We start from the raw sequence: 26,752 nt of genomic DNA, 5'->3' as shown, positions 1-26,752 counted from the left end.
CTCGGCGCGGCCGTCCCCCTCTTTGGGTGTTTCCGCCGTCCGCTCAGACCCGGGCCCGGCCCGCGTACGCCACGGGGTCGGCCAGCACATCCGTCATCACCAGGGCCGCCGCACCCCGTGCCGCGTCCCCCGCGACGGACGAGGCGCGCAGCCGGGCGCTGCCCGGCGACCACAGCCCGGACACGACCCGGTCCGTCAGCTCCTCGTCGGCCGACGGGGCCAGCCACGGCATCAGGTTGCGGTAGATCCCGCCGAGCACCACCGCGTCGGGGTCCAGCAGATTCACCGCCCCCGACAGCACCCGCCCGAGCTTCCGGCCGGCCTCGGCGACCGCCGCAACCGCCCGCTCGTCCCCGGCCCGGGTACGCCGCTCCAGCTCCGCGACCCCGATACCGCTGCCGGTCTCCTCGACCCCGGCCGCCCGCAGGAGGGCCGCCTGTCCCGCGTACTGCTCCAGACAGCCGCGCGAGCCGCAGCGGCACTGCGGACCTGCCGCGTCCACCACCACATGCCCGATCTCACCGGCGAAGCCGTGCGCGCCGCGCAGCAGTTCGCCGTTGACGACCAGCGCCCCACCGACGCCGATCTCACCGGTCAGGTAGAGGAAACTGCGGACCCGGCCCAGTCCGCCGAACCACAGCTCGGCCAGCGCCGCGAGATTCGCCTCGTTCTCCGAGCTCACCGCCAGCGGCTCGTGACCGGGACGCTCCGCCGCCAGTGAGGCGGCGAACAGTTCCTCGGCGGGAACCTGGTTCCAGCCCAGGTTCGGGGCCTGGCGCACCGAGCCGCCGGAGACCAGACCGGGAAGGGCGAGGGCCACGCCGACCGGGAACAGCTCCTGTTCGCGCGCCGACTCCAGGGTGCGCGCGGCGATCCTGGCCGCCCGGGCCAGCACCTCGGCGGGCGGCGCGCCCCGGTTGTCGAGGTGCTCGGTGAGGCGGACCCGGCCGGTCCCGGCCAGATCGACGACACAGACCGACACATAGTCGATGTTGACCTCGACGCCGAGCCCGGCCGGCCCCGTGCGGGCCGTTTTGAGCGCGGTGCCGGGGCGGCCCGCCTGACCGCTGAACGTCTTGCCCGACTCCGTGAGGAACCCGGTGTCGAGCAGTTGCTCGACGAGCGAGGACACGGCAGCCCGGGTCAGCCCCACCCGTGCGGCGACGCCGGCCCGGGTCGCCTCGCCCTCGCCCTCGTCACGGACGGCCCGCAGCACGAGGCTGAGGTTGCTGCGCCGGACGGTGTCCTTGTCGGCCTTGGGCCCCAGCGGCGTGAGGTTGCTCTTCATATCGGTCCCGAGCCTATGCGATCCCGTACGTCAGTACGGTCGCGATGCGGGCGGACCGGGCCCCGTCCCTCCCCGTGCGGCAGGGGCGGAACCCGGTCGCCGCTCAGGCAGTGGCCCCGCGCTCCTTGAGCATGTCCGCCATCAGCGCGATCTCCGACTGCTGACCCAGGACCATGCCGGAGGCCAGGTTCCGGATCTCGTCGGTCCCCGCCGCGGTGGCGGCCGCCTGCGCCATCTCGGCCCCGGCCCGGTGATGCGCGGTCATCAGCTTCAGGAAGCGCACCTCGGCGTTCCCGCCCCTGTCCGCCCGCAGCGCGGCGAGTTCGGCGTCGGTGGCCATGCCGGGCATCAACGCGCCGTCACCGCGCGGGGTGACGGGATGACCCATCCACGTCATGGGCGGGCCGGGTGAGCTCTTGGCGCGCCCCCACGCCTCCAGCCAGCCCAGCATCATGCCCCGCTGGTTGGCCTGGGTGTTGATGATGTCGTACGCGAGCCGGCGCACCGCCACGTCGGAGGTGCGGTCCCGGACGATGAACGACATCTCGACCGCCTGCTGATGGTGGACGGCCATGTCGCGCGCGAATCCGACATCGGCCGAGGTCTCGGCGGGAGCCGCGGTGGGCGCCGGCGAGGCGGGGGCCGACGAGGAGGGACGTACGAGCATCAGCACGACGAGGCCGAGCGCGAGCAGCAGCACTGCCCCACCGGCCAGCACCATCGGCCGTGACGCACGGGCCGCGGGCGTCACTTGGCGATCCCGCCGGAGCAGGCGGCGCCCGGCTCCGGGGTCTGCGGGCCCTGGACGTACTTCGTGAAGAACTGCGCGACGCGGGCATCGGCGGCGCTCTTCACGGCCAGCTGCTTGCCCCAGGCGCTGAGCATCAGCGGGGAGCCCTGGTCCTCCAGGGGGCTCATCAGGGAGTACGGCGTGGCCTTGACCTTCCCTTCGAGCTTCTTGACGTCGGCCGGGCTCGCCTTGCTCGTGTACGTGACCCAGACGGCGCCGTGCTCGAGCGAGTGGACGGCGTTCTCCTTCGGTATCTCCTTCGTGTAGACATCGGCGTCGCAGTTCATCCACACCGGGTTGTGGTCCCCGCCGACGGGCGGGTTCATCGGGTAGTCGACCTTCTTCTCGACGTGGTTCTGCGTGAGTTTGTCCCAGCTCTTCTCACCCTCGACGGGTGAGGACTTGGCGGCCGTCTCGGCCTTGTCCTGCTCGTCGGCGGCGTTCATCAGGTAGCCGCCGCCGGCGACCAGGGCGGCCACGACGGCGACGGCCGCCGTGATGGTGATGATGCGGCTGCGGCGCTCGCGGGCCCGCTCCTGGCGGCGGGCCTCGTCCAGCTTGGCGCGGCGTGCGGCGGCAGGGGTGTTCTGCTTCTTGGCGGAGGCCATGGTGATCCTTCGGTTCGTGACACGGGTGGGTTGCGGGCACGCGGGAGTGTTCTCGGGAGCCCGAGAGCGCTCGTGGCCCTGGGGCCTTTCGTCGGGAACGTGCCGGACCCGGTGAGCCCGGCACGAGCCAACGAAAGGTTCTAGGGCGTGTTTCGAAAGTCCCGCCTGCTCGGCGGCGTCTGGCACGCACGCTCGCCGCGTTGTCGGGGTAGCCCCGATACACCCGGTATCGGGGCGCCCCTCCGCCTTGCGATCGCACGCACCGGACGCCGCCGGGCCCGCCCTCCGGGCGGACGGCGCTCCTTTCGAAACAGGCCCTAGATCCGTTGCACCTGAAGGCGTAGATGGTCCACGTCGCACACGGCCTCGTTCGACGGGCCGCGGATGTCGGCGCCGCCGGTGAGCGGGGCGGGCGCAAAGGGGGCGGTGGCCGAGGGGAGCGCCGCCGGAGCGGGCTGACCGGGCAGCACGACGGGGGCAGAGTGCTCCGAGGCGCCGTGGCACGAGCTCCCCACCCCGCGACCGCCCGGGGCATCGGCCACCACGACGCGCACGGCCGGCACCTTGACGGCGAGAGTGATCCGCGGTGCGGCGGCCGGGGCGGGGCCGTGATGCGCGGAGGCGGAGGGCCCCGGCGTCGGCCAGCAGCACGACACCAGAGCGATCAGGACGAACACCCAGCCGAGCACCACCGACGCGCGGGCGCTGCGCCGCCGGTCCGTGCGTTCGCTCAGCCAGTTCATCCCGGCATCGTACCGGTGTGTGAACTTTCAATGAGTGCGGCCCGGTGCCGGTGAAGCTGTGCATGCGAGGGGAAGGGGTTCCGCGCCCGGCGCGCCGGGATAGTGTGCCCCGGTGACAACGCACTCGAACGTATCTGCGGGCTGGTATCCGGATCCGCACGGCGCGCCCCAGCTGCTGCGCTACTGGGACGGTTCCCAGTGGACCGAGCACACCAACCCGGCCGGCGGACAACAGCAGGCCCAGGCGCCCGCCCAGCCCCAGGCTCAGCAGCAGGCGGTCCCGCAGCAGCAGTATCAGCAGCAGGCGGCCGCCCAGCAGCCCGCCGCCGTGCCGCAGCAGGGCCTGCCCCAGCAGCAGGGCGGCGTCCCGGGCGGCGGCACGCTCTTCAACCAGCAGGTCCTGGTCGTGAACCAGAAGGCCAAGCTGATCGAGGTGACGAACGAGTACAGCGTCTTCGACCAGCACGGCAACACCGTGGGCTCGGTCGTCCAGGTCGGCCAGAGCGCGCTGCGCAAGGTGCTGCGCTTCCTGACCAGCATCGACCAGTACCTGACGCACCGGCTCGAGATCCGCGATGCGTACGGCCAGCCGCAACTGCTGCTTACCCGTCCGGCGAAGTTCATCAAGTCCAAGGTCATCGTGCAGCGCCCCGACGGGCAGCCGGTCGGTGAGATCGTCCAGCAGAACGCCATCGGCAAGATCAACTTCGCGATCATGGTCGACGGTCAGCAGGTCGGAGCGATCAAGGCCGAGAACTGGCGCGCCTGGAACTTCGCGATCGTCGACCACAACGGCGCCGAGATAGCCCGGATCACCAAGACCTGGGAAGGGCTCGCGAAGACGCTGTTCACCACGGCGGACAACTACGTGTTGCAGATCCACTACCAGCTCCCCGAGCCGCTGCTGAGCCTCGTGGTCGCGACGGCGCTGACCGTGGACACGGCCCTCAAGCAGGACGCCCGCGGTCTGGGCTGAGCCCGCGTCCGTGCACGCATACCGCCCCCGTTCCCCAGCCGTCGAGTGGGGAACGGGGGCGGTCTCTTGCGCTCACACGGGCCGTACCGCGGGGCGCCCTGGCGGCGCGCGGCTTCTCACCCCACGGCCTTACGTTCATGATGCGGACGAGAGGCCCTGGACACGGTCCCCGACGCGTGACGGACGGACAGAGCGGCTGACTCGCGGAAAGGGTGCGCCGGCGGCCGGTCTCAGCCGTAACGAAGGAACAACTGCTCCACGTACTCCTCCAGCCGCCGGGACAGCAGCCCGGGAGTCAGGTCGTCCCGTCCCAGTTCGCGCCAGGGCACCGCGACCTTCTCTGCGTCGGGGGCGAAGGCGAGGGCGTCCAGCAGGCGCCAGTAGAGGTGGTCGCCCGGATCCTCCGTCAACAGGCCGCCCGCCGCGAGATACGCGTCGGCGAACCCCATGCCGGCGGCGGCGCCGTGCAGCAGGGCCAGCGCCGTCGAGCAGTGGGCCACATCCAGGTCCGCCGGTCCCCAGGATGTCTCCACCCAGTCGACGACGCCCGTGATGCGCAACGAGTCGCCCTCGCCGTCGAACAGCACGTTGCCCGGATGGAAGTCCCGGTGGAGGAAGCGGGGAGCGTACTGCGGCGCGTCTCGGCGGATGACGTCGACGGCCCGCCGCCACAGACCGGGCCGGGTGGTGGTCGCCGGCACGCGCACCCGATCCGGCGCGGTCCAGGCCTCATAGGCGCGGGGACGGTTCTCCGCAGTGACCTGGACCCGGTGGATGCGGACCAGTTGGCCGGCCAGCAGCGCCGCCCGGGGGTCGGAGTCCTCGTCGGACAGGCGCACGCTTCCGGGCAGCAGTGACATCAGCAGCGACGGGTGATCGCAGTGCGCCGCCTTCGCATCCACCCCGTGAAGGACCGCCGCCGGTACGTCCGTACCGCCCAGCAGCGCCAGCACATCGGCCTCGCGGGTGAGCAGTCCCTCCGCGTGGCGGACGAAGAACGGGGTGACGAAGGAGCGCAGTACCAACTGCCCGGGCGCCCCGCCGCCAACGCTCAGCCGCCGCATCTGCGAGGTCCAGCCACCGCGCAGCAGGCCGGCGGCGACGATGTGCGTCCCCTCGGGCAGCCCGCCGTCCACCCAGGCGCGAGTGTTCGCCCAGTCCTCGTGCCGGTCGTCGTCTGTGCTCATGGCCCCCACCGTCGCCTCCCCTGGACGTCCGGGCAGGCTATCCGGTCGGCGCCTACGCCTCGTCCGGCGCCTGGTAGATGCCGAACGCGGCGCCCTGAGGGTCGCGTACCACGGCGATTCTGCGGCCACTCGCGATGTCCGTCGAAGGCATCAGCAGATCACCGCCCTCGCTCTGCGCGGTGGCCGCCGTCGTGTCGACGTCCGCTACGGCGATGTACGGAAGCCAGTGCGGCGGCACGTCGGACGGGAAGTTCTCGTCCATCATCAGCAGGCCGCCGAAGTCCTCCCCGTCGATCCCCCACTGCGGGTACGTGTCCGAGTCCGTGACCGTCCAGCCGAGGACGGCGGGGTAGAAGGCGAGCGCCGGTTCGCGCTCATGGGTGACGAGCTCCGTCCAGCCCAGTGTGCCCGGTGCGTTGAACAGGTCGGCCCCGGCGAAGGCGCGGCCCTGCCACAGAGAGAACACCGCACCGGACGGGTCCGTGAGGACGGCGAACCTGCCCTCCTCGAAGACGTCCATCGGGCCGACCAGCAGTGAACCGCCCGCCGACGTCGCCTTCCGGGCCACCGCGTCCGCGTCGTCGACGGCGAAGGACACCGTCCAGGCCGGGTGCTGCCCCGGCTGGTAGACGGGGCTGAGCGCCGCGACCCGGTCGTCCCCCAGGTGCGCCATGGTGTAGCCGCCGGCGTCCTCGCGGGGGTCGGTCTCGCAGCGCCAGCCGAAGAGGGCCGCGTAGAACGACTTCGCGGCCGGGACGTCGGAGGTGCTCAGCTCGATCCAGCAGGGACCGCCGGGCACCGGTGCAGTGAGCTTCATTCGAAATCCTCCGTGAGTGGTGGAACGCGCCGGGCTTGCGGCACAGCTGAACGCTATGACCGGGCGCCGGAGGGGGCCATCGGGCACGCTGAGAGGCGAAGTCGTTCACGTGTGTAATACCTGCTAAAGTATTTGAGTGAGTAATACAAGCATCAGGTCCAGGCAGCCCTCCGCCCGCAGAATGCCGCTGGCGGCCCCGCTGCGCCTGGCCCGCCCCTCGGACATGTGGTTCAAGCCGGCGACCAGCGTGGTCGTGGCCACGGCGATCCCCAACCTGGTGCTCTACTCCCTGGACCGCCTGGACCTCGTGATGTACACGATGGCCGGCTCGCTCTGTGCGCTCTACGGCCACAACCTGCCGTACGCGCGCCGCGCCAGGACCCTCGTCGGAGTCGTCCTCGGGATGCTCGCCGGGCTGGCAGTCTCCCTGGTCGCGGCCTCGCTGACCGGTTCGACCGCGGTTCTGATCGCAGTCGGCGCGCTCCTGGCGGCGGGGCAGAAACTGCTCTGCGACGCCACCCGCATCGGACCCCCGGGGCCGGTGATCTTCACCTTCGTCAGCTCCGCCGCCCTGTTCGCCCCGCAGCAGATCGGCCAGGTGCCGGGTCACCTCGCCCTGACTCTCGGCGCGGGCGCGGTGTCCTGGCTCGTCACCGTCGCCCCCGCGCTGGTCCGCAGGGAGGGTCCCGAGCGCCGCGCCACAGCCCGCGCCCTGAACGCCGCGGCCGCCTACACCGCCGAGCCCGGCCACCGCACCCGCCGCGCCACGGTCGCCGCCGTGCACGCGGCCTGGCAGACCCTCCTCGCCGCCGGACGCCCCACTCCTGTGCGCACAGCGCTGGAACGCCTCGTCGTCCACGCCGAAGCCGCACTCACCGCAAGCGCGGGCGACACCGCCGCCGACGCCGCCCGGCTCCGCGACTGGGCCCGGCAGACCCTGGCCCGGGGCCCCGTCCCCACACCCGATCCCGCCCCCGGCACCGACGCCGAACTCTTCGGCGTCGACGCCGAACGCGCCGCCAGGCGCCCGGCCGCCCGAGACGGAGCCCTCCGCTCCCTTCTGCGCCGCCTCGCACCGGGCTCCGCGTTGCTGCCCGTCGCCGCCCGCACGCTCATCGGCTGCGCCCTGGCCGGGTACATCTGCTCGGCCGTCGGCGTCGGCCGCCCCTACTGGGCGATCGTGACCGCCGCCTCGCTCTACCAGGCCAACGTCACGCTCTCCTGGAACCGCACCCTGCAGCGCACCCTCGGCAACCTGCTGGGCGTCCTGGTCTTCGCCGCCGTGCTCCCGGCCGCCCGGATGGACCCGCTGGCCCTGATCGGCTTCTGCCTCTTCTTCGGTTTCGCCGCCGAGGCGCTGATCACCCGCAACTACTGGCTCGGCTCCGTCGCTGTCACCCCGATGGCGCTGCTCGTCCTGGAGTACGCCGGCAGCCACCCGGCCGGTGAGCTCATCGGCGACCGGGTCCTGGACACCGTCATCGGCGCCGGCGTCGGATTCCTCGCCGCGGTGGTCGTCACCAACCGACGCGCCACCGGCCGCGTCGAGAAGGCCCTCGCCGAGGCCGAGCAGGCCCGCGCCCACGCCGTACAGACCCTGGCGGCTCCCGCGCCCACGCTGGCGGCCCTGGACGCCGCCCGGCGCAGGCTCACCGGATCCCTGGTCGAACTGCGGGAGGCCGACGACACCGCGGCCGGCGAATGGTGGCAGCGCGCCCTGCCGCAGGAGGCGGTGCTCGCGGCCGAGCAGGCCGGACACCGTACGCTCGCGGCGACAGCGACACGGCAGGGGATGATCGCCCCGGCCCAGGAGAACGGAGCGGTGTGACCGACGACATCGTCGCCTCGGTGGTACGGCAGTGGCAGGCCGTGAACCCGGAACTCGACACCGGGCCGATGGAGCTCATCGGCCGCATCAACCGCTGCTCCGCCCTGCTCCAGCAGGCCGAGGACGCACCGCTGCGGGCCGCCGGACTGACCCGCGGCGAGTTCGACCTGCTGGGCGCCGTGCGACGTACCGACCGGGAGCTCACCCCGGGCGAACTGGCCAGGGAGACGTTCTCCTCCGGCGCGGCCGTCACCAAACGGCTCCGGGTCCTCCAGGAGCGCGGCCTGATCGACCGCCGCAGCGACGCCCGGGACCGCCGGGTCGCACATGTCGGTCTGACCGGTGAGGGGCGGGATCTGGTCGACGGACTGCTGCCGCAGCAACTCGCCTACGAACGCGCGGTGCTCTCCGGTCTCGACGCGGAGTCCCGCGACCGGCTCAGCGCACAGCTCAGCGAGCTGCTGGTCCAGCTGGAGGGCCGCCTCGGCGGCGCGCGCCGCTGACCCGCCGGGGGCTGCCCGGGCCCCTGCTGCCCGGTCGCGCCGTGTCACCCGGTCGCGCCGAGCAGCGCGGCGGACCGTAGAAGTTCGCCGACGCGACGCTCCAGCGCGGCGGCGTCACCGCGGCCGGCCGGTACGCACGCCGCCAGGGCCAGCCGGTCGCGCCAGGTGGTGCCGGCCAGCGGTACGGCGACCGCGTTCATGCCCGGCACCGACTCGCCGCGGCTGAGCGCGTATCCGCGTGCCCGGATCCCGGCCAGCTCGGCGAGGAGGCCCGGCCGGGAGGTCAGTGTGTCCGGGGTGAGCGCGTCCAGCCGCTCCTGCGGATACAGGGCGCAGACCTGTTCGGCGGTCATCAGGGAGAGCAGCAACTTCCCGCACGCCGTAGCGTGCGCGGGACGAAGACGGCCCCGCTCCAGCGTCACCCGCACCGGATGGCAGGACTCCCGGCCGTCGGTGACCATGACCTGATCGCCGGTCAGTGCGGCGCTCACCACGGTCTCACCGGTGCGCCGTGCGGCGTCCTCCAGTACCGCACCGACCTGCTCCCGCACGGGTGCGGCGAATCCGGCCGGGCGGCCCAGCCGCACCAGTTCGGGACCGGCCGAGTACCCCCGCCCAGGGGCCTCCCGGATCGCGAAGCCGCGCCCTTCCAGGGTGCTGAGCACGCGGTGGGCGGTGGAGCGGCCGATGGAGAGCAGCTCGGCCGCCTCGGTCACGGTCAGCGAGTCGTGGGTGAGGAACAGCCGCATCAGCCGCAGGCCGGTGTCGAGCGATTCGATGGTGTAGTCCCGCGCCGGCCCCATGAGATGTGTGTTCCCTTTCGCGTCCCGGATTGCCCTGCACCCTGGCGGTGGTCATCAATCTGCTCCTTTCGATCCGCTTCGATCACATGTGCCCTTGTCCCTCTCTGCGGGAGATGCCGGATCGCTCCGGAGCGGGGGCTCCTCGGCAATCAGCCTCGTCAACGGCCGACTCGAACGCGCGGAGCCGTGCGAAGAAGGCAGGTCAACCGCGTCTTCGTCCCGCGCAGCAGGACGGCCGCGGGCGATTCCTCCCCACCGCTCATCTCCGTCACTCCCCGCGCACGTCTGTTGGCGGTGCGTGCAAAAGCTCGTGAGTGTATTACCGCGGGAGCGCTCGCGCAGGGGGTTGGGTGAATGTGCCGAGGCACTGTTTCGATCTGACTAAGCTCACGCGCAGTGAAGTCGAGTTGATATGAATTCGAGCGCTTGTTCCCTACTGCCCTGCAAGCGCCGTACCTCCTGATTACCTCCCGAATCAACCGCCAGAGGTTTTAGATGGTTCGTGTTGAATCACCACCGATCGACCGGGAAACACCGGTCGTACGTGCCGTGTTGCTGCCCGTCCTCGTGATGGCCGGTGCAACCGCGGCCGCCGTGGCGCTGGTTGCCGAGGCCGCGCGGATACCAGTCGTCTGGTGCGGCGTCTTCGCCACCGTCGTGGTCGCCGCGCTCACCGCCGAACTCGCCCGCCGCTCACGTACGAACCGTCGGCAGCGCGCGCACTACGAGCATCGCGTCACCGCGCTGGAGCGGCGCATCGCCAACTACGACGAAGAGACCGTACGGATCAGCAAGGAGCTCCTTCCCGCGGCCATCCACCGGCTGCGGGTGGGCAATTCGCCCGACGAGGTGCTGCGGGACGTCGTCGACGCCGACGAGGTCTACCGCCACCTTCCCGACGCCCAGCGCTCCCTCGTGTACACCGTGCTGGACATCATCGACAACGAGGAGGCGACGCGTGACTCCGCGCAGCGCGCCTTCGTCAACGTCGCCCGCCGTGTCCAGGCGATCGTCCACCGGCAGGCCAGTGAACTGCGGGAGATGGAGGAGCACCACGGGCGCAACCCCGACGTCTTCGACGACCTCCTCCGCATCGACCACGGCACCGCGCTGATCGGCCGCCTCGCCGACTCCATCGCCGTACTCGGCGGCGCCCGCCCCAGCCGTCAGTGGCCCAAGCCCGTCCCGCTGTTCAGCGTGCTGCGCGGCGCGATGTCGCGCATCCTGGAGTACCCGCGCGTCGACCTGCACTCGATCGCCAAGGTCGCCATCATCGGCACCGCGGTCGAACCGCTCATCCACGCCTGCGCCGAACTCCTCGACAACGCCACCCGGTACTCGCCGCCGCAGACCCGCGTGCACGTCACCGCAGTCGAGGTCCAGACCGGCATCGCCATCGAGATCGAGGACGGCGGCGTCAGCCTCAGCGAGGAGGCACGGGCCCGCGCCGAGAACATGCTCGCCAGAGCCCAGGCCGGCTCCAGCATGAACGACCTCGGCGAGTCCCCCCGCCTCGGCATGGCGGTCGTCGGCCGGCTGTCGCGGATGTACGACCTCCAGGTCTCACTGCGGCAGTCCGCGTACGGCGGTGTCCGCGCGGTGCTCATCGTGCCCCGCGCCATGATCACCACCGGCCCCGCTCCCGGTATCGCCCACGGCATCGGCGCCACGTCGCGGCCCACCAGTGACATCGACCTCGCGGACATGAAGCACGTCGTTCCGGCCCGCAGCGCCCACCGCAAGCCGCGGCCCGTGGCCTCCCGTCCGGCCACCGGACCGGTCGCACCGGAGACCCGTCCCGCCACCCCGGCCGTCGCCATGGAGGACGACGCCCCCGTCGTGACCGAATGGACCTCGGGCGGACTCCCTCAGCGCCGCAGCCGCGGCCGCGCACCGCTGGGTTCGCACAACCTCCCCACCCAGCACACCGACCCGGCCAACGGTCGGAGCAACGGCTACGGCAACGGTCACGCCAACGGCAAGGAGCCGCCTCCCGGGATCTGGCTGGAGGCGTTCACCAAGGCCGCCAACGGCGTGCCCCAGGAGCCCGGGACAGACGAAGACTCCGACGACGCGTGGGACAAGGGAGACCTGAAGTGATCCAGCAGCGGGGCAACATGGACTGGATGCTCAAAGAGCTCGCCGACGACGTCCCCGACATCCACCAGATCGTCGTGCTCTCCGCGGACGGCCTGCGCATCGCCCGGCACGGCGGCGACCCCGACGTCGCCGACCGCCTCGCGGCGGCCTGCGCCGGGCTGCAGAGCCTGGCCGCCGCGGTCGCCTCGGAAATCCCGTACAGCGACGGCAGAATGCGGCTCGTCGTCATCGAGGTGACGGGCGGCTTCTTCTACCTGATGGCGGCCGGTGCCGGTGCGTACCTCGCGGTACTCGCCGGTGAGACCGTCGACGCGGGGCTCGTCGGATCGCGGATGCGCGACATGGTCGTACGGATCGGCGCCCACCTCACGAGCCCGCCCCGACACGACGGGCAGGCCGGATGAGTTCTTCCCGACGAGAACGCCGCAAGGCCGATCCGGCACTGAGCGATCCGGAACGGCTGTACGTCATCACCGGCGATCCCGACGGCAGCGAGCGGGCAGCGCTCGACCTGGTCACGATGGTGGTCTCCAAGTCGCAGCCGACACCGACGGTCCAGCCCGAGCAGGCCGTGATCCTGCGGCTCTGTCAGGCACCGTTATCCGTCGCCGAGATCTCCGCCTACCTCAGCCTGCCGTTCAGCGTGGTGACCTCGCTCCTCACCGAACTCCTCGCCACGGAACTGATCGAGTCGCGCGCACCGATCGTCCGCGCGACTCTCCCGGACAGGTCCCTCCTCGAAGCGGTGATGCATGGACTTCAGAAACTCTGACACGATCACGGGCCCACGGAGCGAGGACGTCCTTCCCACCACGGCCACCGCCGCGGTGAAGGTCGTGATCGTCGGAGGGTTCGGAGTCGGCAAGACGACCATGGTCGGCTCGGTCAGCGAGATCCGTCCGCTGACCACCGAGGAGACCATGACCCAGGCCGGCGTCGGCGTGGACGACAACTTCGGGGTGGAGAGCAAGACCGCCACCACCGTCGCCATGGACTTCGGCCGGATCAGCATCAGCGAGGAGCTGATCCTCTACCTGTTCGGCACCCCGGGCCAGGAGCGCTTCTGGTTCCTGTGGAACGGACTGTTCGAAGGCGCGCTCGGAGCCGTCGTGCTCATCGACACGCGACGGCTCGAAGTCAGCTTCGACGTCATCGGGCGGCTGGAGGAACGAGGCGTGCCGTTCGTCGTCGCCGTCAACACCTTTCCCGACGCGCCGCATCACCCCGTCGAGGCGCTGCGCAGCGCCCTGGACCTTCCGGACGAGGTCCCGATGATCGACTGCGACGCCCGGCTGCGCGCCTCCAGCCGCGATGTGCTGATGACCCTGATGCGCTATCTGCACAGCGTGGCCGTACCGCTCGGCTGAGTCGCGCAGCCCGCGTCGCCCGCACCCGATCCGCGCGCCCCCACCGCGTCCCCTCATCCGTCCGGCCCTCGGCAGCCTGATACCTGGAGCGATCGTGACATCCCCATTCCACTACGAACCCGGCGAGGCCACGGGGCCGGTTCCGCCCCCCGAGTGCCCCGCCCACGGCCTCGGCATCGGGCCCGGAGGCCTGCGACGGCTCTACGGCCCCGAGGCGGAACAGGACCCGCGCGGCCTGTACGACAAACTGCGCGCCGAACACGGCTCGGTGGCCCCCGTGCTGCTGCACGGCGACGTACCGGCCTGGCTGGTCCTCGGGCACAGCGAGAACCTGCACATGACCCGTACGCCCTCGCAGTTCTCCCGGGACTCCCGCCGCTGGCGGGCCCTGCAGGACGGCAGCGTCGCGCCGGACCACCCCCTGGCACCGATCTTCACCTGGCAGCCGATCTGCGTCTTCGCCGACGGTGCCACACACGAGCGTCAGCGCGGCGCTGTCACGGACTCCATGGGCAGGATCGACACCCGCGGCGTACGGCGTCACGTCAACCGCTACAGCAACCGGCTCGTCAACGACTTCTGCCGGGAGGGCCGCACCGACCTGGTCAGCCAGTTCGCCGAGCGCCTTCCCATGATGGTGATGTGCGCGATCCTCGGCATGCCGGAGGAGTACAACGACCGGATGGTGCAGGCCGCCCGCGACATGACCCGCGGCACCGCGACCGCGGTCGAGAGCAACGCCTACGTACTGGCCGCGCTGAACCGCCTCGTCGAACGGCGTCGCCGCGAACCCGCGGACGACTTCGCCACCTGGCTCGTCGAGCATCCCGCCGCCATGAACGACCAGGAAGTGGCCGAGCACCTGCGGCTCATCCTGATCGCCTCCTACGAGGCGACCACCAACCTGATCGCCAACGTGCTCCGCATGGTGCTCACCGACCCGCGCTTCCGGGCCCGGCTCAGCGGCGGGCACATGACCGTCCCGGAGGCGGTCGAGCAAACCCTCTGGGACGAGCCGCCGTTCACCGCGGTCTTCGGCCGCTGGGCCGTGGGCGACACGGAACTGGGCGGGCAGCGCATCAAGGCGGGCGATGCCCTGATCGTCGGTATCGCCCCCGCCAACACCGACCCGGTGGTGCGCCCCGACCTCGACGCCAACATGGAGGGCAACCGCGCCCACCTCGCGTTCAGCGGCGGACCCCACGAATGCCCCGGCCAGGACATCGGCCGCGCCATCGCGGACGTCGGCGTCGACGCCCTGCTGATGCGCCTGCCCGACCTCGAACTGGCCGTCGACGAGAACGAACTGCGCTGGGTCGGCAACATCATGGGCCGCCACCTGGTGGAGCTCCCGGCCGAATTCGCGCCGCGCTCCCCGCAGGACGACCGGGAGCCCCCCTCCATGGGCAAGCCGAACCCGGCACGCCAGGATTGGGAGGTGCAGTCCGCGGTACGGCACGTGGCGCCGACCCCGGTACGCGCCACCGTCCCCACGGAACCGGCCGGCACGACGCCGGGCACGGGACCGGCGGGCGTGACCGTCGCCGTCGACGGATCCGTCGACGGCGGGACCGACGGCGGCTCCGCTGCGGGGATGATCCCGCAGCAGCGCAGGCCTGCGGCCCCGGCCAGGCTGTGGCGCGTCGTGACCCGCTGGTGGAACGGGTACTGACGGCAGCCGGCGCCGTGGGGCGCGGGCGTACCGGCCACCGGCCGGTCGTCCGCGCCTCGCTCCGCCACCCCACGTACCATGCGGAAGCGTGAAGCTGACAATTCTGGGCGGCGGCGGATTCCGGGTTCCACTCGTGTACGGGGCGCTGCTCGCGGACCACGCGGAGGGCCGCGTCTCGGCCGTCACCCTCTACGACAGCGACGTCGACCGGCTCACCGCCATGGCCCGGGTCCTCACCGAACAGGCCGAGGGAATCCAGGACGCACCCACCGTCGTCGCCACCACCGCACTGGACGAGGCACTGCGCGGCGCCGACTTCGTCTTCTCCGCGATCCGGGTCGGCGGCCTCGCCGGCCGGGCCGCCGACGAACGAGTCGCACTCGACGAGGGCGTCCTCGGCCAGGAGACGGTAGGCGCCGGCGGCATCGCCTACGGGCTGCGCACCGTGCCGGTGGCCGTCGATCTCGCCCGGCGCATCGCCCGGCTCGCCCCGCACGCCTGGGTCATCAACTTCACGAACCCCGCAGGCCTGGTCACCGAGGCCATGTCCCACCACCTAGGTGACCGGGTCATCGGGATCTGCGACTCACCCGTCGGCCTCGGCCGCCGCATCGCCCGCGTGCTCGGCGCCGACCCCGACCGGGCCAGGATCGACTACGTCGGCCTCAACCACCTCGGCTGGGTGCGGGGGCTGTATGTCGAGGGCCGCGACGAACTCCCGCGCCTGCTCGCCGACCCCGCACTGCTCGGCTCGTTCGAGGAAGGCCGGCTCTTCGGCGCCGACTGGCTGCGCTCACTGGGCGCGATCCCCAACGAGTACCTCCACTACTACTACTTCAACCGGGAGGCGGTCCGCGCCTACCAGGACGCCGAACAGACCCGCGGTGCCTTCCTCCGTGAACAGCAGGAGGGCTTCTACGGCCGGATGAAGGACCCCACCACGCCTGCACTGGCCACCTGGGACCGCACCCGCGCCGAGCGCGAGGCGACGTACATGTCGGAGAACCGGGATGTCGCGGGGGCCGGCGAGCGGGACGAGAGCGATCTGGACTCCGGTGGCTACGAGCAGGTCGCGCTCGCCCTCATGCGGGCCGTCGCCCGGAACGAGCAGACGTCCCTGATCCTCAACGTCCGTAACCGGAACACGCTTTCCGTGCTCGACGCGGACGCCGTCATCGAGGTGCCGTGCCTCGTCGACGCGAACGGCGCCCGCCCCGTCACCGTCGATCCGCTCCCGTACCACGCCGTCGGCCTGGTGACCGCTGTGAAAGCCGTCGAACGCGCGGTGCTCGACGCGGCAGCCAGCGGCTCACGCGCCGATGCCGTCCGCGCCTTCGCACTGCACCCGTTGGTGGACTCCGTCTCGGTCGCCCGCCGACTGGCCGAGGGCTACGTGAACGTGCACCCGGGGCTCTCGTACCTGAGCTGAGAGATCTCCGGGTCAGGGGATGCGGTCCGGTCCGGACCGGGGCCGGGTGCCCTCCGCCGCCAGGAGTTCGCTGCCGGCCAGGAGATGGAGCTGAGCTGCCAGCCAGGCCGCAGGGGCGTCGCCTCCTTCCGGGAGTGCGCGCCCACCGTCGTGATCCAGTGCCTGCAGTACGGCACGCAGGAGGGCTGCCGCACGTGTCAGCCCGGTGCGGTTCAGGCTGGTGGCCGCCTCGGCGGTCCGGGCACGCGCCGGACCGGACGGCCGCCGCAGCCCGCCGTGGGCCAGCGCGGCGAGGGCGGATATGGCCTCGTCCAGAGCCGCGGTCAGCGGGTCCGGGGTCCGCGGTACGGCCCCGGCCAGAGCGGTGGCGCCGTCACCCGGCGCCAGATCGGGCACGGTCACTCCGCCCGGGGTGAACACCGCGATCGGGTCGATCCGGATTCCGCCGCCCGCACGGACCACCGCACCGCTGACATGGGTGGCACCCCGCTGAAGAGCGTCGGCCAGCGCGTCCAGGGCTCCGGGGCACTGGGGCCGGTACTCAGACGTGAGGAGTGCGTGATTCCCGGCCCCGTCCCGCACCACGGCCTCCAGGCGCTGCTCGCCCGGGTCGTAGCCCACCTCCTCGACCGCTGACAGGGCGACCACACGGACCGCCTCGGCCTCCACGCGCGGCCGGACCAGCCGGGGCGGCCGGCCCTCCCACGTCGCGGAGAGCGCGCAGAGGTCGTTGACGAGCAGCGGGGCCGGCAGCTCCGTCCAGGCGGCCCCGACCGGAGTGATGGTGGTGGCGCCGATGCGGCCCCTGGTGATCGTCAGGGAGCGTCCCGCGGTGCGCCGTACGTTCTCGCTGATCAGGCTACCGGTGGCCAGAGCGCCGAGGGTGGTGGACAGGAGCCGCCGTCCGGCCAGCTCGTGCCCGGTGAACTCCTTTCCCTCGGGCACGTCCCACGCCCTGCGCAGCACCAGCACGGTTCCGGCACCGGGGTGCGCGAAGTACACCTCGGCGACCGGGGTTCGGGCCGTGCCGCGGATGCGGCAGCCGAGCGAGGTGAGCCTGACCCGGCGCAACGGCGTGTCCGCGGCCTCGCCGGTGCCGAGCGCGCCCGGAACGGCCGAGGCGAGCCGACGGGCGTGGACCTCCGTGAGCAGCGCGGAGAAGAGTTCGGGGCGGTACGCGGCGCTGCGGTCGGCGTACGCGGACAGCTGGCGGGTCAGGTCCGCGAGAGCGCCCGCGGGCCAGTGCAGCGCCTCGGCGGCGAGCGCCTCGCCCGCCCGCGCCAGTGCACCGCGGAGTACGGGGCCGGCCTGGGCCACGCCCTCCAGGAGCAACTCGTCGGCCAGCGCGGCGGCCGCGTCGAGCTGCCCCGAGCCCGTCCTGCCTGCGGTGCCGCGTCGGCCGGCACCGTTCCCGGCCGGGCTCCCGGTGGCTGCCGCACCGCCGTCGGCTGTGCGGCCGCCGACGCGGACGGTCATGGATCGCTCGCGCGTCCCCGCTTCGTCAGCGGCGCGGAAGGCCCAGACGGCTAGCGCGACCATCTCGCCGCGCCGCGCGGCGGCGGCGTCCGTGGTGGCGTACGCCACCTCGTCCGGTACCGGGAAGCGGACCGTGCAGGAGGGTAGTTCCACCCAGGGCTCGGGGTGGTCGGCCGTGGGCCTGTGCACCACGGCGCCGTACCCCTGCTGAAAGGCGCGACGGGCCGCAGCGACCGGACGGGCGCCCACACTTCTCGTCAGTACGGCGTCCACGATCCTGCCGGGCGACCAGTCGGGCACCACTGCGGGGGCGGTGCCGGATGTCTCCCCGGCCCGGCGCTGGTAGGCGAGGACCAGTGCGAGGAGGTGGCGGCACATCCCGGGGGCGGCGCAACTGCACGTGCCGTCGTCCAGGCCGATACCGGGCGGCAGTGCGGCGGTCGTGCCGTCGGGGAAGACGGCCCGCAGCGTCGTGTCCGGCTCGGTCGTGAGCTCGGGCACGGTGCCCGCGTCCAGCTCCTTCGCCGCCCGCTTGACGAGCCCCCGGTTGGCGAGCGTGGCCAGCGTGTCCGGAGTCAGGGCCAGCAGATCGGCCCGCGCTTCGGACGGGTCGGTGGCGGGGGCCGTCATCGTCCCAGCCTCTCCGCGACGAACTCCGCCAGCCGGCCCGGCGTCATCGCCCCGATGTGGGCGCCCGCCTCGGCCAGCTCACCGGCGAGCTCCCGGTCGTAGTCCGGATTCGCTTCCTCGTCCAGCGCCGCCAGTCCCAGCACCGTGGTGCCCTGCTCCACGAGGGAGCGCACCAGGCGGCGCAGCCGGTGGGCGTCGCCGCCCTCGTAGAAGTCGGTGATCAGCGCGACGATCGTGCGTCGCGGATTCTCCACCAGCTCCGCGCCGTACGCCACGGCCCGCGCGATGTCCGTGCCGCCCCCGAGCTGGACCCGCATCAGCAGCTCCACCGGGTCCGTGACGTCGGAGGTCAGGTCCACCACATTGCTGTCGAAGGCGACGAGATGCGTCTTCAGGCCGGGCAGGCCCCAGAGGCACGCGGCCGTCACCGCGGAATGGATCACCGATCCGGCCATCGAGCCCGACTGGTCGACGAGCAGGATCAGTTGCCACTGCGTCACATGGCGCCGGGTGCGGGAGTGGAAGTGCGCGTGCTCGATGAGCAGGCGTCGCTCGTCCGGCTGGTAGTGGGCGAGGTTCGCCCGCACGGTCCGGCCGAAGTCGAAGTTCCTCGCAAGGGGGGTGCGGCTCGGCTTCCGTGAGCGGGTGCCGTGGAACGCCCGGCTGATCTCCGGTTGCAGCCGGGCCAGCAGTTGTGCGACGACCGACTCGACGATCCGCCGGGCCAGCCGCAGTACCTGGGGATTCATCAGGTGCTTCGTACGCAGCACGGCCCGCAGCAGTGTCGCGCTCGGTTCGACCCGCTCCAGCACCACCGGGTCGGTCACGATCTCCTGAATGCCGTACCGCTCGACGGCGTCACGCTCCAGGCGCTCGATCGTCTCCTTCGGGAACAACCGGTGGATGTCGTCGAGCCAGTCGATCGCCGTCACGGGGGAGGGGCCGTCGCCGCCCGTGCGCGGCGTGTTCCCTGTACGGCGCACGCCTCGTCGGCTCAGATCGGGGTCGCGGCCGTAGAGCCAGTCGAGCGCGGCGTCCTGGCCCGCCTGCCCAGGTCCGAGCGGGCCTGTGTGGCGTTCGGCCGGGGAACCGAGCACGAGACGCCAGCGTTCGAGCCCCGCATCGTTGGCGGTGGCCGGGGCGTGCCGTGCCCCCGTGGGGTCCGGCTGCGGATCGGAGGCGTGCGGGGTGGGCCCGGTCATGAGGAGGCGCCTCCGAGTCCGTAGCGGGTCAAAAGAGCGGTCACTCGGTCCTCCAGCGCCCCGGCGCGGGCGATCAGCAGCGGGTCGCCGGTGGTGCGCAACAGGCCGCGCGCGGAGCCCCGCAGGCCGCGTCGCTCCAGCAACCGGGCGGCGATCCGCTCGCGTTCACGCGGCGGGAAGAACGCGAAGGCCTGGCGCAGCGCGGGCAGCCCGGCCAGGAACGCCTCAGCGGGCAGGGTGCACATCAGATCGTCCAGCACTCCGATCAACGAACCGCCCTCCGCTCCGGACAGGGTGCCCCCGTGGGGAGGGGTCCCGCCTCCTGCCGTTCCCGTCACCTCGTCCCGGGCGAGGGCGAAGAGTCCGGCCAGCCAGTCGCCCAGGGCGTCCGTGCCGGCGGAGGCCATCTCCTGGACCGCCTCCTCCGGGCCCTCGGAGCCGGCGGACGGCGCTGCGAGGACCCGGTGCAGGCCGAACGCGGCGCCCCGCAGATCGGCCGGCGCCCCCGCATCGCGGCTGACCCGCCGGGCGATAGCGGCCGCCGTCTCCCGGGGCACGCCGAGCAACTCCGGTGCGTGCAGTACCGCATCACGAACGGCGACCACGGCGCGCAGTCGGGGCAGGTCCACCCCTGCCGGGCCGCGCGCACCCTCCACGAGCCACAGCAGACGGTCCGTCGCCCTGCCGATCACCGCAGCGAGCAGGGGGCCGCGGGCCACTCCGTAGACCCGGTCGTGCCGCCACAGACCCAGGGCCGTCGCGAGCACCTCACCGAGAGGACCGGCCTGGGCCAGCCCGCCCACCTGCGCCGCCAGCTCGGACAGCAGTCGCTCCGACAGGTCGCTCACCCCGCAGAGCACGGCGTCGAACAGCACCCCGGCCAGTGCGCCGGCCCCCGCCTCCTCCCGTGTCCGTTCGGCGAGCACCGCTGCCGCCGCCTCGGCCAGGCTCGCGCCATAGGCCCCCGCCTCGACCAGCGCCGCCTCCTGCCCGGCCGCCGAACGGGACTCCCAACGCTCGGCGAACACCGGGTCGATGCCGTGCTCGGGCCCGGCCGTCCGCGCCCGGCCGGGGACACCGAGCACCCGCAACCGGTGAAGGACCTGGCTGCGCTCCAGGTCCACGGGCGCCGTGAGGTCGAGACGGAGGTGCGCGCCGGGGCCGCCGTCGAGTCCCAGCCGGGCCAGTTGTTCCGCGACATCATGAACCAGCGGCGGAGCCGGTGTGCGGGGGTGGAGCCGCCCGGTGCGCTCGCCGCCGCAGGCGGCCAGCATCTCGACGACCGCGGGGTGGGTGCCCGCGCGGAGCGGACCCCGGACCGTCCACGGCAGTGGCCCGTCCAGATCGTCCTTGATCAGCGCGCCCGCGAGGCCGTCAAGGACATCGATCCTTGCCGTACCGGGATGGCCGCGCAGCATGGTGAGTCCCTGGGCCAGAGCGCGGGCAGCGACGAGATCGGCGGTGGACACGGGGAACTTGCGGGCCCGCAGCCGCTCGACCACCGCGCGCAACAGCGCGTCGGCCCCGGCCTGCGGACCGAGCTCCCACACCTGCTGGTAGTAGCCGGGCGACGGCATCCCCGACTCGTACCCCGAGAAGGCGTCCAGCCGGCGGAACGAGTACGGCACGAGGAAACTCCCCGCGTCCGCACCGGGCGGTGTTGCCGGCACCACCGGCCAGCCACCCGCATCCCTCGCACCACCCCCCAGATCGTCAGCGCTGTCGGCGTCGTCACCGCCGGCCGCGGCGAGCACCCGCAAGGCGGGCTGGTGGAAGCCGCCGGTCACCACCAGCACCGGGCGCGCACCAGCCGCGTCCACCGCCGCCCGCACCCACGCGGCCATGTACGTTTCGCGCGCCCGGTCCCCCGCGTCGGCCTGCGCGTCCCCCCGTACGAGTGCGAAGTACGCGTCCAGCCGTTCGGCGATGCCCTCGTCCGGCTCCACCTCGAACAGGCGGTCCCACAGCGCGTCGCAGGAGTCCACCGCGAAGTGCCGGCAGAGCCGCTCGGTGGCCTCCGCGTACCGGAGCTCGGCATCGGCGTACCGGTTGGTGCGCTCGGCGAACGCCGGATGCCAGGCCGGCAGATCGATGAAGCGGACCTGCGCACCCGCCGCCCGGCCCGCGCGCAGCGCGACCCATTCGGGGGAGTAGTCGCACAGCGGGGTCCATGACGTCGCTGCCCGCCGCGCGTCGCGGTAGTGGCTGAACACGGCGACCGGCAACGCATGCCCAAGCAGCAGCTCGTCCAGTCGCCCGTTCATGTCGACCGGCCCTTCCACCAGCACATGGGCCGGCCGGAGCTCCTCGATGGTGCGCTCGACGAGCCGGGCACAGGCCGGGGAGTGGTGGCGCACCCCCAGGAACACGGCGGTCATCAGTCGGCCAGCAGATGGCGTGCGTCGTACAGGGCCTGCCACTGCGGGGAGCGACGGCGGTGCACCTGCTGCTCCAGGTAGCGACGCAACCGGGCCAGGTCCTCCGGGCTGTCCTTCGCCGCCGTACCCGCCAGGCACGCCACCACATCGGCCGCGCTGCCGGCCTCGCCGCGCAGGAACCAGCCGCGTACCCCCACCGCGTGCGCGACCGACACCGCCTCCGCCGTGCTCATCACGGCTGTGGGCCGGTCCGTGCCCCCGGTGGAGCCGTCCTTGGCCCCGGCTCCTGCCCGCAGCTCGCGGAACGTACCGACCAGGACCTCCAGGACCTCCCGGTCGGGCGGCGGCTCCACGCCGGAGCGTCGCAGCAGTGTGGTCACCTCGGCCTCGACCAGAGCCAGTTCGGCGTCGAGGTCGGGGATCGGGAACACGGTCTCGAAGTTGAACCGGCGCTTGAGCGCCGCGCTCATCTCGTTGACCCCACGGTCGCGTGTGTTGGCCGTCGCGATGACGTTGAACCCCTGGCGGGCGAAGACCATGCCGTCGGGTCCGGTCAGCTCGGGGATCGCCACGACCCGCTCCGAGAGCAGGGACAGCAGCGAGTCCTGAACCTCCAGCGGGCAGCGGGTGATCTCCTCGAAGCGGACCAGTCGTCCCTCAGCCATGCCGCGCAGCATCGGAGCGGGGACGAGCGAGCGGGTGGAGGGGCCCTCGGCGACCAGCAGCGCGTAGTTCCAGCCGTACTTGATCTGGTCCTCGGTGGTGGCGGCGCCACCCTGCACGGTGAGGGTCGAGTCGCCGCTTACCGCGGCCGCGATCAGCTCGGACAGCAGGGACTTGGCGGTGCCCGGCTCGCCGACGAGCATCAGCCCGCGACTGGTCGCCAGGGTCACCAGCGCCCGGTCCACGAGCGAGGGGTTGCCGACGAACTTCCGGCTGATTCCCCTCTGCGGGTCCCCGACGACGAATCGGCGCGCGGCGCGCAGGCTCAACTCCCAGCCCGGCGGACGTGGATCACGGTCATCGGCCCGGAGCGCGGAGAGCTCCTCGGCATACCGCTCCTCGGCGGGCGGACGCTGTACCGGGGCAGCCACCCCGCCGGGTCCGTGATTCCGCACCGTCATGACGCGACGCCCTCGGTGAGTTCGGCCAGATCGGCGAGCAGTTCGGACACGGTGACCGCGTCCAGCCCGTCGAAGCGCAGCTCGTAACTCCTGCTCCGCCAGTGGTCACCGGGCTCCGTGTCCAGCCAGACGGTTTCCAGGGTCTGGTCGGGGAACATGTCGACGACCCCGACCGCAATGCCCGAGTCCAGGGCGATCACCAGGTAGCGGCCGTCGCCGAGACGCTTGGAGATCCAGCGCTCCACGCCGGCGTCCTGAGGGACCCCGCGCTGCCAGCCGCGTCGCTCCAGGCCGAGGATCTTGCCCGTCGGTACCTGGAGGCCTTCGAAGCGGGTCAGCCGGTAGCCGCCTGCTTCCTCTTCGGTCGGCGTGAACACGGCACGCCCCAGCTGGGGGAACGGCTGCAGGATCTCGTAGTCCGCGAAAACCTCCGACCAGGTGGTCAACTCCGCACCCAGGTACAGGGGATGGGCCAGGCGAACGGTCGCGTCTGCGGAGAGGGCGAAGGTCTCGTCGTCGGCATCGGCGAACGTGCGGTCCTCCGCCACCCGGAACGCGGTGGTTTCCCCGTCCGTCTCGCTCAGCCACACCAGGCGCCGCACCAGGTGCCACAGCAGTGGGTGAGCGACGAACAGATCGCCGAACTCCTGCGCCGTCCAGGACCTGCCCGCCACCATCGCGGCCTCCAGCCGGCGCACCTGGTCGGATGCGACCGTCCGCACGTCCTTCTTCAGGCTCATGAATCGCTTGCGCTCGGCCTGGGCCAGCTCCGCGTCGTCCCGTGCGCCCGGCTTGGGCAGGTCCTTGCGGTGCTTGCCGTCGCTGTCCTGGACGTACGGCCGCAACTGCTCGTCGAAGCCCACCGTGAAGGTCCGGTGGCCGTAGTCGACGACCGTCGAACCGTCACTGTCCAGACCGAAGTCGGGCACCAGACGGTCCGAGAGCTGCTCCCCGGTGAACCCGAGGCCCGCGGCCACCTCGGCGATCTTCTCCCCGGCCCTGACCTTCAACGCCTTGAACTTCACCCGCTGGGAGATGCCGTGCAGATGCAGGAGGGCCACATCGCTGCCGATCACGGCCAGTACGTCGAGACCTTCGACCGCGCGGTGGTGGGCACCCTCGCCCGGCCAGGACCGGATCACGGGTGTGAGCCGGCGTACCGTCTCGTCGTTCCCCAGCCGGCCCAGGGCGTGCAGCGCCCATGACTCCTTGGGGGGAAGGGAAGCGAGCCGCCACTGCTCGAAGAGCGCCCAGGCGAACTCGGCCAGGGAGGCGGAGTCAGCGATCCGCGTGACATCAGCCAGGCCCGGGTACGGCTCTCCGGGCTTCGACATCGCGAGCATGGTCAGGACGTGGCGCACCGACTCCGACGGCAGGGCGGCCCCCGACGTGACGGTGATCTGCGGCAGCAGCGCGGGATCCGCCCACCCCGGCATCGTCGGCACGACGGCGGGCAGTGCCCGCTCCAGCGGATCGGCCGTCAGCAGCGCGGCCACCGCGTCCGCCGCCTGCGTGCCGTGTGTCTCGGCGGCGCGGCGCACGACGGCATCACCGTGCAGCGAAGCGATCTGGACCAGGGCCGCTTCGGCGGCGCGACGCGCGGTGCCGGCCTTGCCGAGGGCGTCGGGCACGAGCAACGGGGCAGCCCGGACACCGTGCCGCTTGAACCACGAACGAGCAGTGGATGCGGTCGACTTGAGCCGCACCGCCCAGTCGGCCATGTGCCGGGCGACCGACTCGTCGACGAAGGGGAGCAGCAACGGGGCGAGGGAGCTCGGCTGCCGAGGTACGACCCTCAGCAACAGCGGCAGCGCGGTGAGTCCGAAGCGGGCGGCAATCGGCTTCAGGGTGTCGGAGCCGTCCCACACGTCGGTCGGGTCCCAGGTGGCGAGCCCGGGTGTGACCAGCTCCTCGGGTCCGTGGACATAGATCCACGCCGGACGCAGGTCACGGGCGTCGAGGTCGTGGCGCAGCGCCGCGATGTCCCTCTTCCAGTCGCCCTTGTCGTGCCGACGGGTGTACCAGCTGGTGGTGGCGGCCCACTGCTCCCGCTCGCCGGGCAGCCACTCCATGACGGGCTCGCCGGCTGCTGTCAGACCGGTGACGAGGGTGGGCTTCGTCCTGCTCCGCTGCCGGGTCCACGGCGGGGACGTCAGTACGGCCGGCAGGGCGTCGGCCGCCGCCTCGGCGAGCCGGTTCGCCGGGCGCAGGAGTGGTCCGACGATCTCCGCCAGGTCGTTGTCGAGTGTCGGCAGCACCCTGTCCACGAGCGCGGGGTGGGCGGCGATGTGGCCCGCCAGCAACTGGCGCGAGGTGTTCGACGCGGCACCGTCGTGGTCGCGGACCTCGGCCGTGAGCAGGCGCAGTGCCCGGACCGGATAGCGGCGCATCGCCTCCATGAGGGCGGGACGGACGTGCTTCACGTCCGAGTGGCCGAGCAGCAGGAGGAACGCCTCGTCCGTCGGGAACTCCACGAGGGCGTTGGCGACCTGCTTCAGGCGGTCCGCGGAGGAGTAGACATAGCGCAGGTCCGGGCGGAGCAGCGGCACGACGGCTGCGCCGATGCCCTCCGCTGTGGTGGCGATCAGGGCGGCACTGTGACCGAGGGACGGCTTGTGCGCGAAGGCCTCGGCCTGGTGGGCGGAGTTGAGAGAGCAGTACACCAGGGAGAGGAAGGATTCGTCCCGCTCGGCGGTTACTTCGGGATCCGCGCAGAGGTCGGCGACCCAATCGGTCTCGCTCGGCGCGAGATAGGCCGTGAGGATCTTCCGAAGGGAGTCGGTACGGCACCGCGAGAGTGCTTCGACGGTGTCCCGATAGGTCGCCTCGTCTGCTGCGGCGAGCAGCGAGCGCACCCGGTCGGCGACCGGACGGCATGCCTGGGTCCAGTAGGGCTGTGGGGTGTGCGTGCGTGTCCCCAGCCAGGGGTCGGATCGGTGGGAGCCCCGCTGCGTCCAGTGGGGCTCGGTCACGAACAGCTCCACCGTGGCTCGGGCCGCGAACGGCAGTCCGTGCAGCCGCACCCATCTGTCGGCCCAGCCGGCGGCACGGGGCGAGACGAGTCCGACGATCGAAGCCACGGCCGCGGCCCCGGCCGGCGAGTGACTGCCGGCGAGGTGTCCCCGGACCTGCTCCACGAGCCCCGTGTCGCTACCGGGCGCGTCCAGGAACTCCTGGATCCACGCCTTTTCCTCGGTGATCCGCGCCTCGACGGCGTCGAGCTGGGGCTGTTGGGCGCGGGCGGGCGTGCGCACCATGCCGCCCCGCCGGGGATGGAGCACACGCCGCCAGCCGGCCGGCATGACGAAGGAGTCCTCGTCGGGCAGCGCGCCTTGATCCTCGGCCGCCCTGCTCGGCTCCGTCCCGGTCGGTGCATCAGCACGGCCGGCCGAGGGCGGTGAAGCCGAAGGCCCCACCTCCCGGTACCCCTTGCGCTCCTTCTCGGCGATCGATCTGATCACGTGCGCGTCCGCCGCCTCCGCGGACCCGAACTCCTTCGTCTGCGTGCGTCCCTCGCTCCCGCAGCGTCCGTACCGCACTGTCACCACGGCGCCGTTCGCCCCGGTCTCCCAGAACTTCGACGCACTGCCCTCGACGTACTCCCAGCGACGCACAGGTCCGCCCCCTTCACACCCGTTCGACCCGCGCTGCCACGGGGCTTTTCGATCAGTGGTTCCACAGTAGAACCGACCACTGACAACGCAGCGTGACCGGGGGCCGGGACCGAGGAGAGGGGGTGCGACCGGGCCGTGCAACCGGGGCGCGGACGCCGGCAGGAGCAGGAGGCGAGGCCGCGGAACGGGTTACCGTCCGGCGCCCCGGCCCACCTCC

The 26,752-nt window shown here is 72.2% G+C and carries 21 protein-coding genes; 9 read left to right on the top strand and 12 right to left on the bottom strand.

Translation table 11 applies throughout. The features are described from left to right. Nucleotides 1–43: 43 nt before the first annotated feature. From OG538_RS03720 to OG538_RS03705, 4 genes are all read right to left on the bottom strand, one after another. On the bottom strand, nt 44–1,288 hold the full coding sequence (locus OG538_RS03720; RefSeq protein WP_406090079.1) for an ROK family protein: 1,245 nt from the start codon (nt 1,286–1,288) through the stop codon (nt 44–46). 103 nt (nt 1,289–1,391) lie between these two features. Beyond that, entirely contained in the window at nt 1,392–2,039 is a 648-nt protein-coding gene (locus tag OG538_RS03715; protein ID WP_406090077.1) for a DUF305 domain-containing protein, read from the bottom strand. After that, entirely contained in the window at nt 2,036–2,686 is a 651-nt protein-coding gene (locus OG538_RS03710; RefSeq protein WP_406090075.1) for a DUF3105 domain-containing protein, read from the bottom strand. Before OG538_RS03710 ends, OG538_RS03715 begins: the two co-directional genes overlap by 4 nt. Nucleotides 2,687–3,003: 317 nt before the next feature. Then, entirely contained in the window at nt 3,004–3,429 is a 426-nt protein-coding gene (locus OG538_RS03705; RefSeq protein ID WP_406090073.1) for a hypothetical protein, read from the bottom strand. 112 nt (nt 3,430–3,541) lie between these two features. On the opposite strand from OG538_RS03705, the gene OG538_RS03700 reads away from it, so the two are divergent. Next, on the top strand, nt 3,542–4,405 hold the full coding sequence (locus tag OG538_RS03700) for a phospholipid scramblase-related protein (protein ID WP_406090071.1): 864 nt from the start codon (nt 3,542–3,544) through the stop codon (nt 4,403–4,405). Between the two features lie 230 nt (nt 4,406–4,635). On the opposite strand, the gene OG538_RS03695 is transcribed toward OG538_RS03700, so the two are convergent. Then, entirely contained in the window at nt 4,636–5,592 is a 957-nt protein-coding gene (locus tag OG538_RS03695) for a phosphotransferase family protein (protein ID WP_406090069.1), read from the bottom strand. 52 nt (nt 5,593–5,644) lie between these two features. Beyond that, nucleotides 5,645–6,409, bottom strand: coding sequence for a VOC family protein (locus tag OG538_RS03690; protein WP_406090067.1), 765 nt, complete (start codon nt 6,407–6,409; stop codon nt 5,645–5,647). A 136-nt stretch (nt 6,410–6,545) separates the two neighbouring features. Between OG538_RS03690 and OG538_RS03685 the strand changes: the two genes are divergently transcribed. After that, on the top strand, nt 6,546–8,237 hold the full coding sequence (locus tag OG538_RS03685; RefSeq protein ID WP_406090065.1) for an FUSC family protein: 1,692 nt from the start codon (nt 6,546–6,548) through the stop codon (nt 8,235–8,237). Continuing rightward, nucleotides 8,234–8,740 carry a MarR family winged helix-turn-helix transcriptional regulator gene (locus OG538_RS03680; protein WP_406090063.1) on the top strand — a complete coding sequence of 169 codons (507 nt, stop codon included), beginning with the start codon at nt 8,234–8,236 and terminating at the stop codon, nt 8,738–8,740. The genes OG538_RS03685 and OG538_RS03680 overlap by 4 nt, the downstream gene beginning before the upstream one ends. Before the next feature lie 44 nt (nt 8,741–8,784). Here the strand turns inward: OG538_RS03680 and OG538_RS03675 are convergent, their stop codons facing one another. Continuing rightward, a complete protein-coding gene (locus OG538_RS03675; protein WP_406090061.1) occupies nt 8,785–9,543 on the bottom strand; it encodes an IclR family transcriptional regulator in 759 nt (252 codons plus the stop codon). 495 nt (nt 9,544–10,038) lie between these two features. Here OG538_RS03675 and OG538_RS03670 point away from each other — a divergent pair, with 495 nt between their 5' ends. The 6 genes from OG538_RS03670 to OG538_RS03645 all read left to right on the top strand — a co-directional run bounded on the left by OG538_RS03670 (nt 10,039) and on the right by OG538_RS03645 (nt 16,111). After that, nucleotides 10,039–11,643 carry a sensor histidine kinase gene (locus OG538_RS03670; protein WP_406090059.1) on the top strand — a complete coding sequence of 535 codons (1,605 nt, stop codon included), beginning with the start codon at nt 10,039–10,041 and terminating at the stop codon, nt 11,641–11,643. Continuing rightward, nucleotides 11,640–12,047, top strand: a complete 408-nt coding sequence (locus OG538_RS03665; RefSeq protein ID WP_024494673.1) for a roadblock/LC7 domain-containing protein — start codon at nt 11,640–11,642, stop codon at nt 12,045–12,047. The genes OG538_RS03670 and OG538_RS03665 overlap by 4 nt, the downstream gene beginning before the upstream one ends. Further along, complete coding sequence (locus OG538_RS03660) at nt 12,044–12,415, top strand: DUF742 domain-containing protein (protein WP_136324766.1); 372 nt, start codon at nt 12,044–12,046, stop codon at nt 12,413–12,415. Before OG538_RS03665 ends, OG538_RS03660 begins: the two co-directional genes overlap by 4 nt. Next, the gene (locus tag OG538_RS03655) at nt 12,396–13,010 is read left to right on the top strand and encodes a GTP-binding protein (RefSeq protein WP_406090057.1); all 615 of its coding nucleotides are present in this window, start codon (nt 12,396–12,398) and stop codon (nt 13,008–13,010) included. Before OG538_RS03660 ends, OG538_RS03655 begins: the two co-directional genes overlap by 20 nt. Before the next feature lie 94 nt (nt 13,011–13,104). Then, the gene (locus OG538_RS03650) at nt 13,105–14,682 is read left to right on the top strand and encodes a cytochrome P450 (RefSeq protein WP_406090055.1); all 1,578 of its coding nucleotides are present in this window, start codon (nt 13,105–13,107) and stop codon (nt 14,680–14,682) included. 88 nt (nt 14,683–14,770) lie between these two features. Further along, nucleotides 14,771–16,111, top strand: coding sequence for a 6-phospho-beta-glucosidase (locus OG538_RS03645; RefSeq protein ID WP_406090053.1), 1,341 nt, complete (start codon nt 14,771–14,773; stop codon nt 16,109–16,111). A 12-nt stretch (nt 16,112–16,123) separates the two neighbouring features. Here the strand turns inward: OG538_RS03645 and OG538_RS03640 are convergent, their stop codons facing one another. The 5 genes from OG538_RS03640 to OG538_RS03620 are packed head-to-tail and all read right to left on the bottom strand — an operon-like array spanning nt 16,124 to nt 26,535. Further along, entirely contained in the window at nt 16,124–18,217 is a 2,094-nt protein-coding gene (locus tag OG538_RS03640) for a hypothetical protein (protein ID WP_406090051.1), read from the bottom strand. After that, nucleotides 18,214–19,419, bottom strand: a complete 1,206-nt coding sequence (locus OG538_RS03635) for a VWA domain-containing protein (protein ID WP_406090049.1) — start codon at nt 19,417–19,419, stop codon at nt 18,214–18,216. Before OG538_RS03635 ends, OG538_RS03640 begins: the two co-directional genes overlap by 4 nt. After that, entirely contained in the window at nt 19,416–21,797 is a 2,382-nt protein-coding gene (locus OG538_RS03630; RefSeq protein WP_406090047.1) for a DUF5682 family protein, read from the bottom strand. The genes OG538_RS03635 and OG538_RS03630 overlap by 4 nt, the downstream gene beginning before the upstream one ends. Beyond that, nucleotides 21,797–22,921 carry an AAA family ATPase gene (locus OG538_RS03625; protein WP_406090045.1) on the bottom strand — a complete coding sequence of 375 codons (1,125 nt, stop codon included), beginning with the start codon at nt 22,919–22,921 and terminating at the stop codon, nt 21,797–21,799. The genes OG538_RS03630 and OG538_RS03625 overlap by 1 nt, the downstream gene beginning before the upstream one ends. After that, nucleotides 22,918–26,535, bottom strand: coding sequence for a DUF4132 domain-containing protein (locus tag OG538_RS03620; RefSeq protein ID WP_406090043.1), 3,618 nt, complete (start codon nt 26,533–26,535; stop codon nt 22,918–22,920). Before OG538_RS03620 ends, OG538_RS03625 begins: the two co-directional genes overlap by 4 nt. Nucleotides 26,536–26,752 lie beyond the last annotated feature (217 nt).

This window comes from Streptomyces sp. NBC_01013 (assembly GCF_045162765.1).
GTDB lineage: Bacteria > Actinomycetota > Actinomycetes > Streptomycetales > Streptomycetaceae > Streptomyces.
This window is presented reverse-complemented; position numbering and strand designations above follow the sequence as displayed.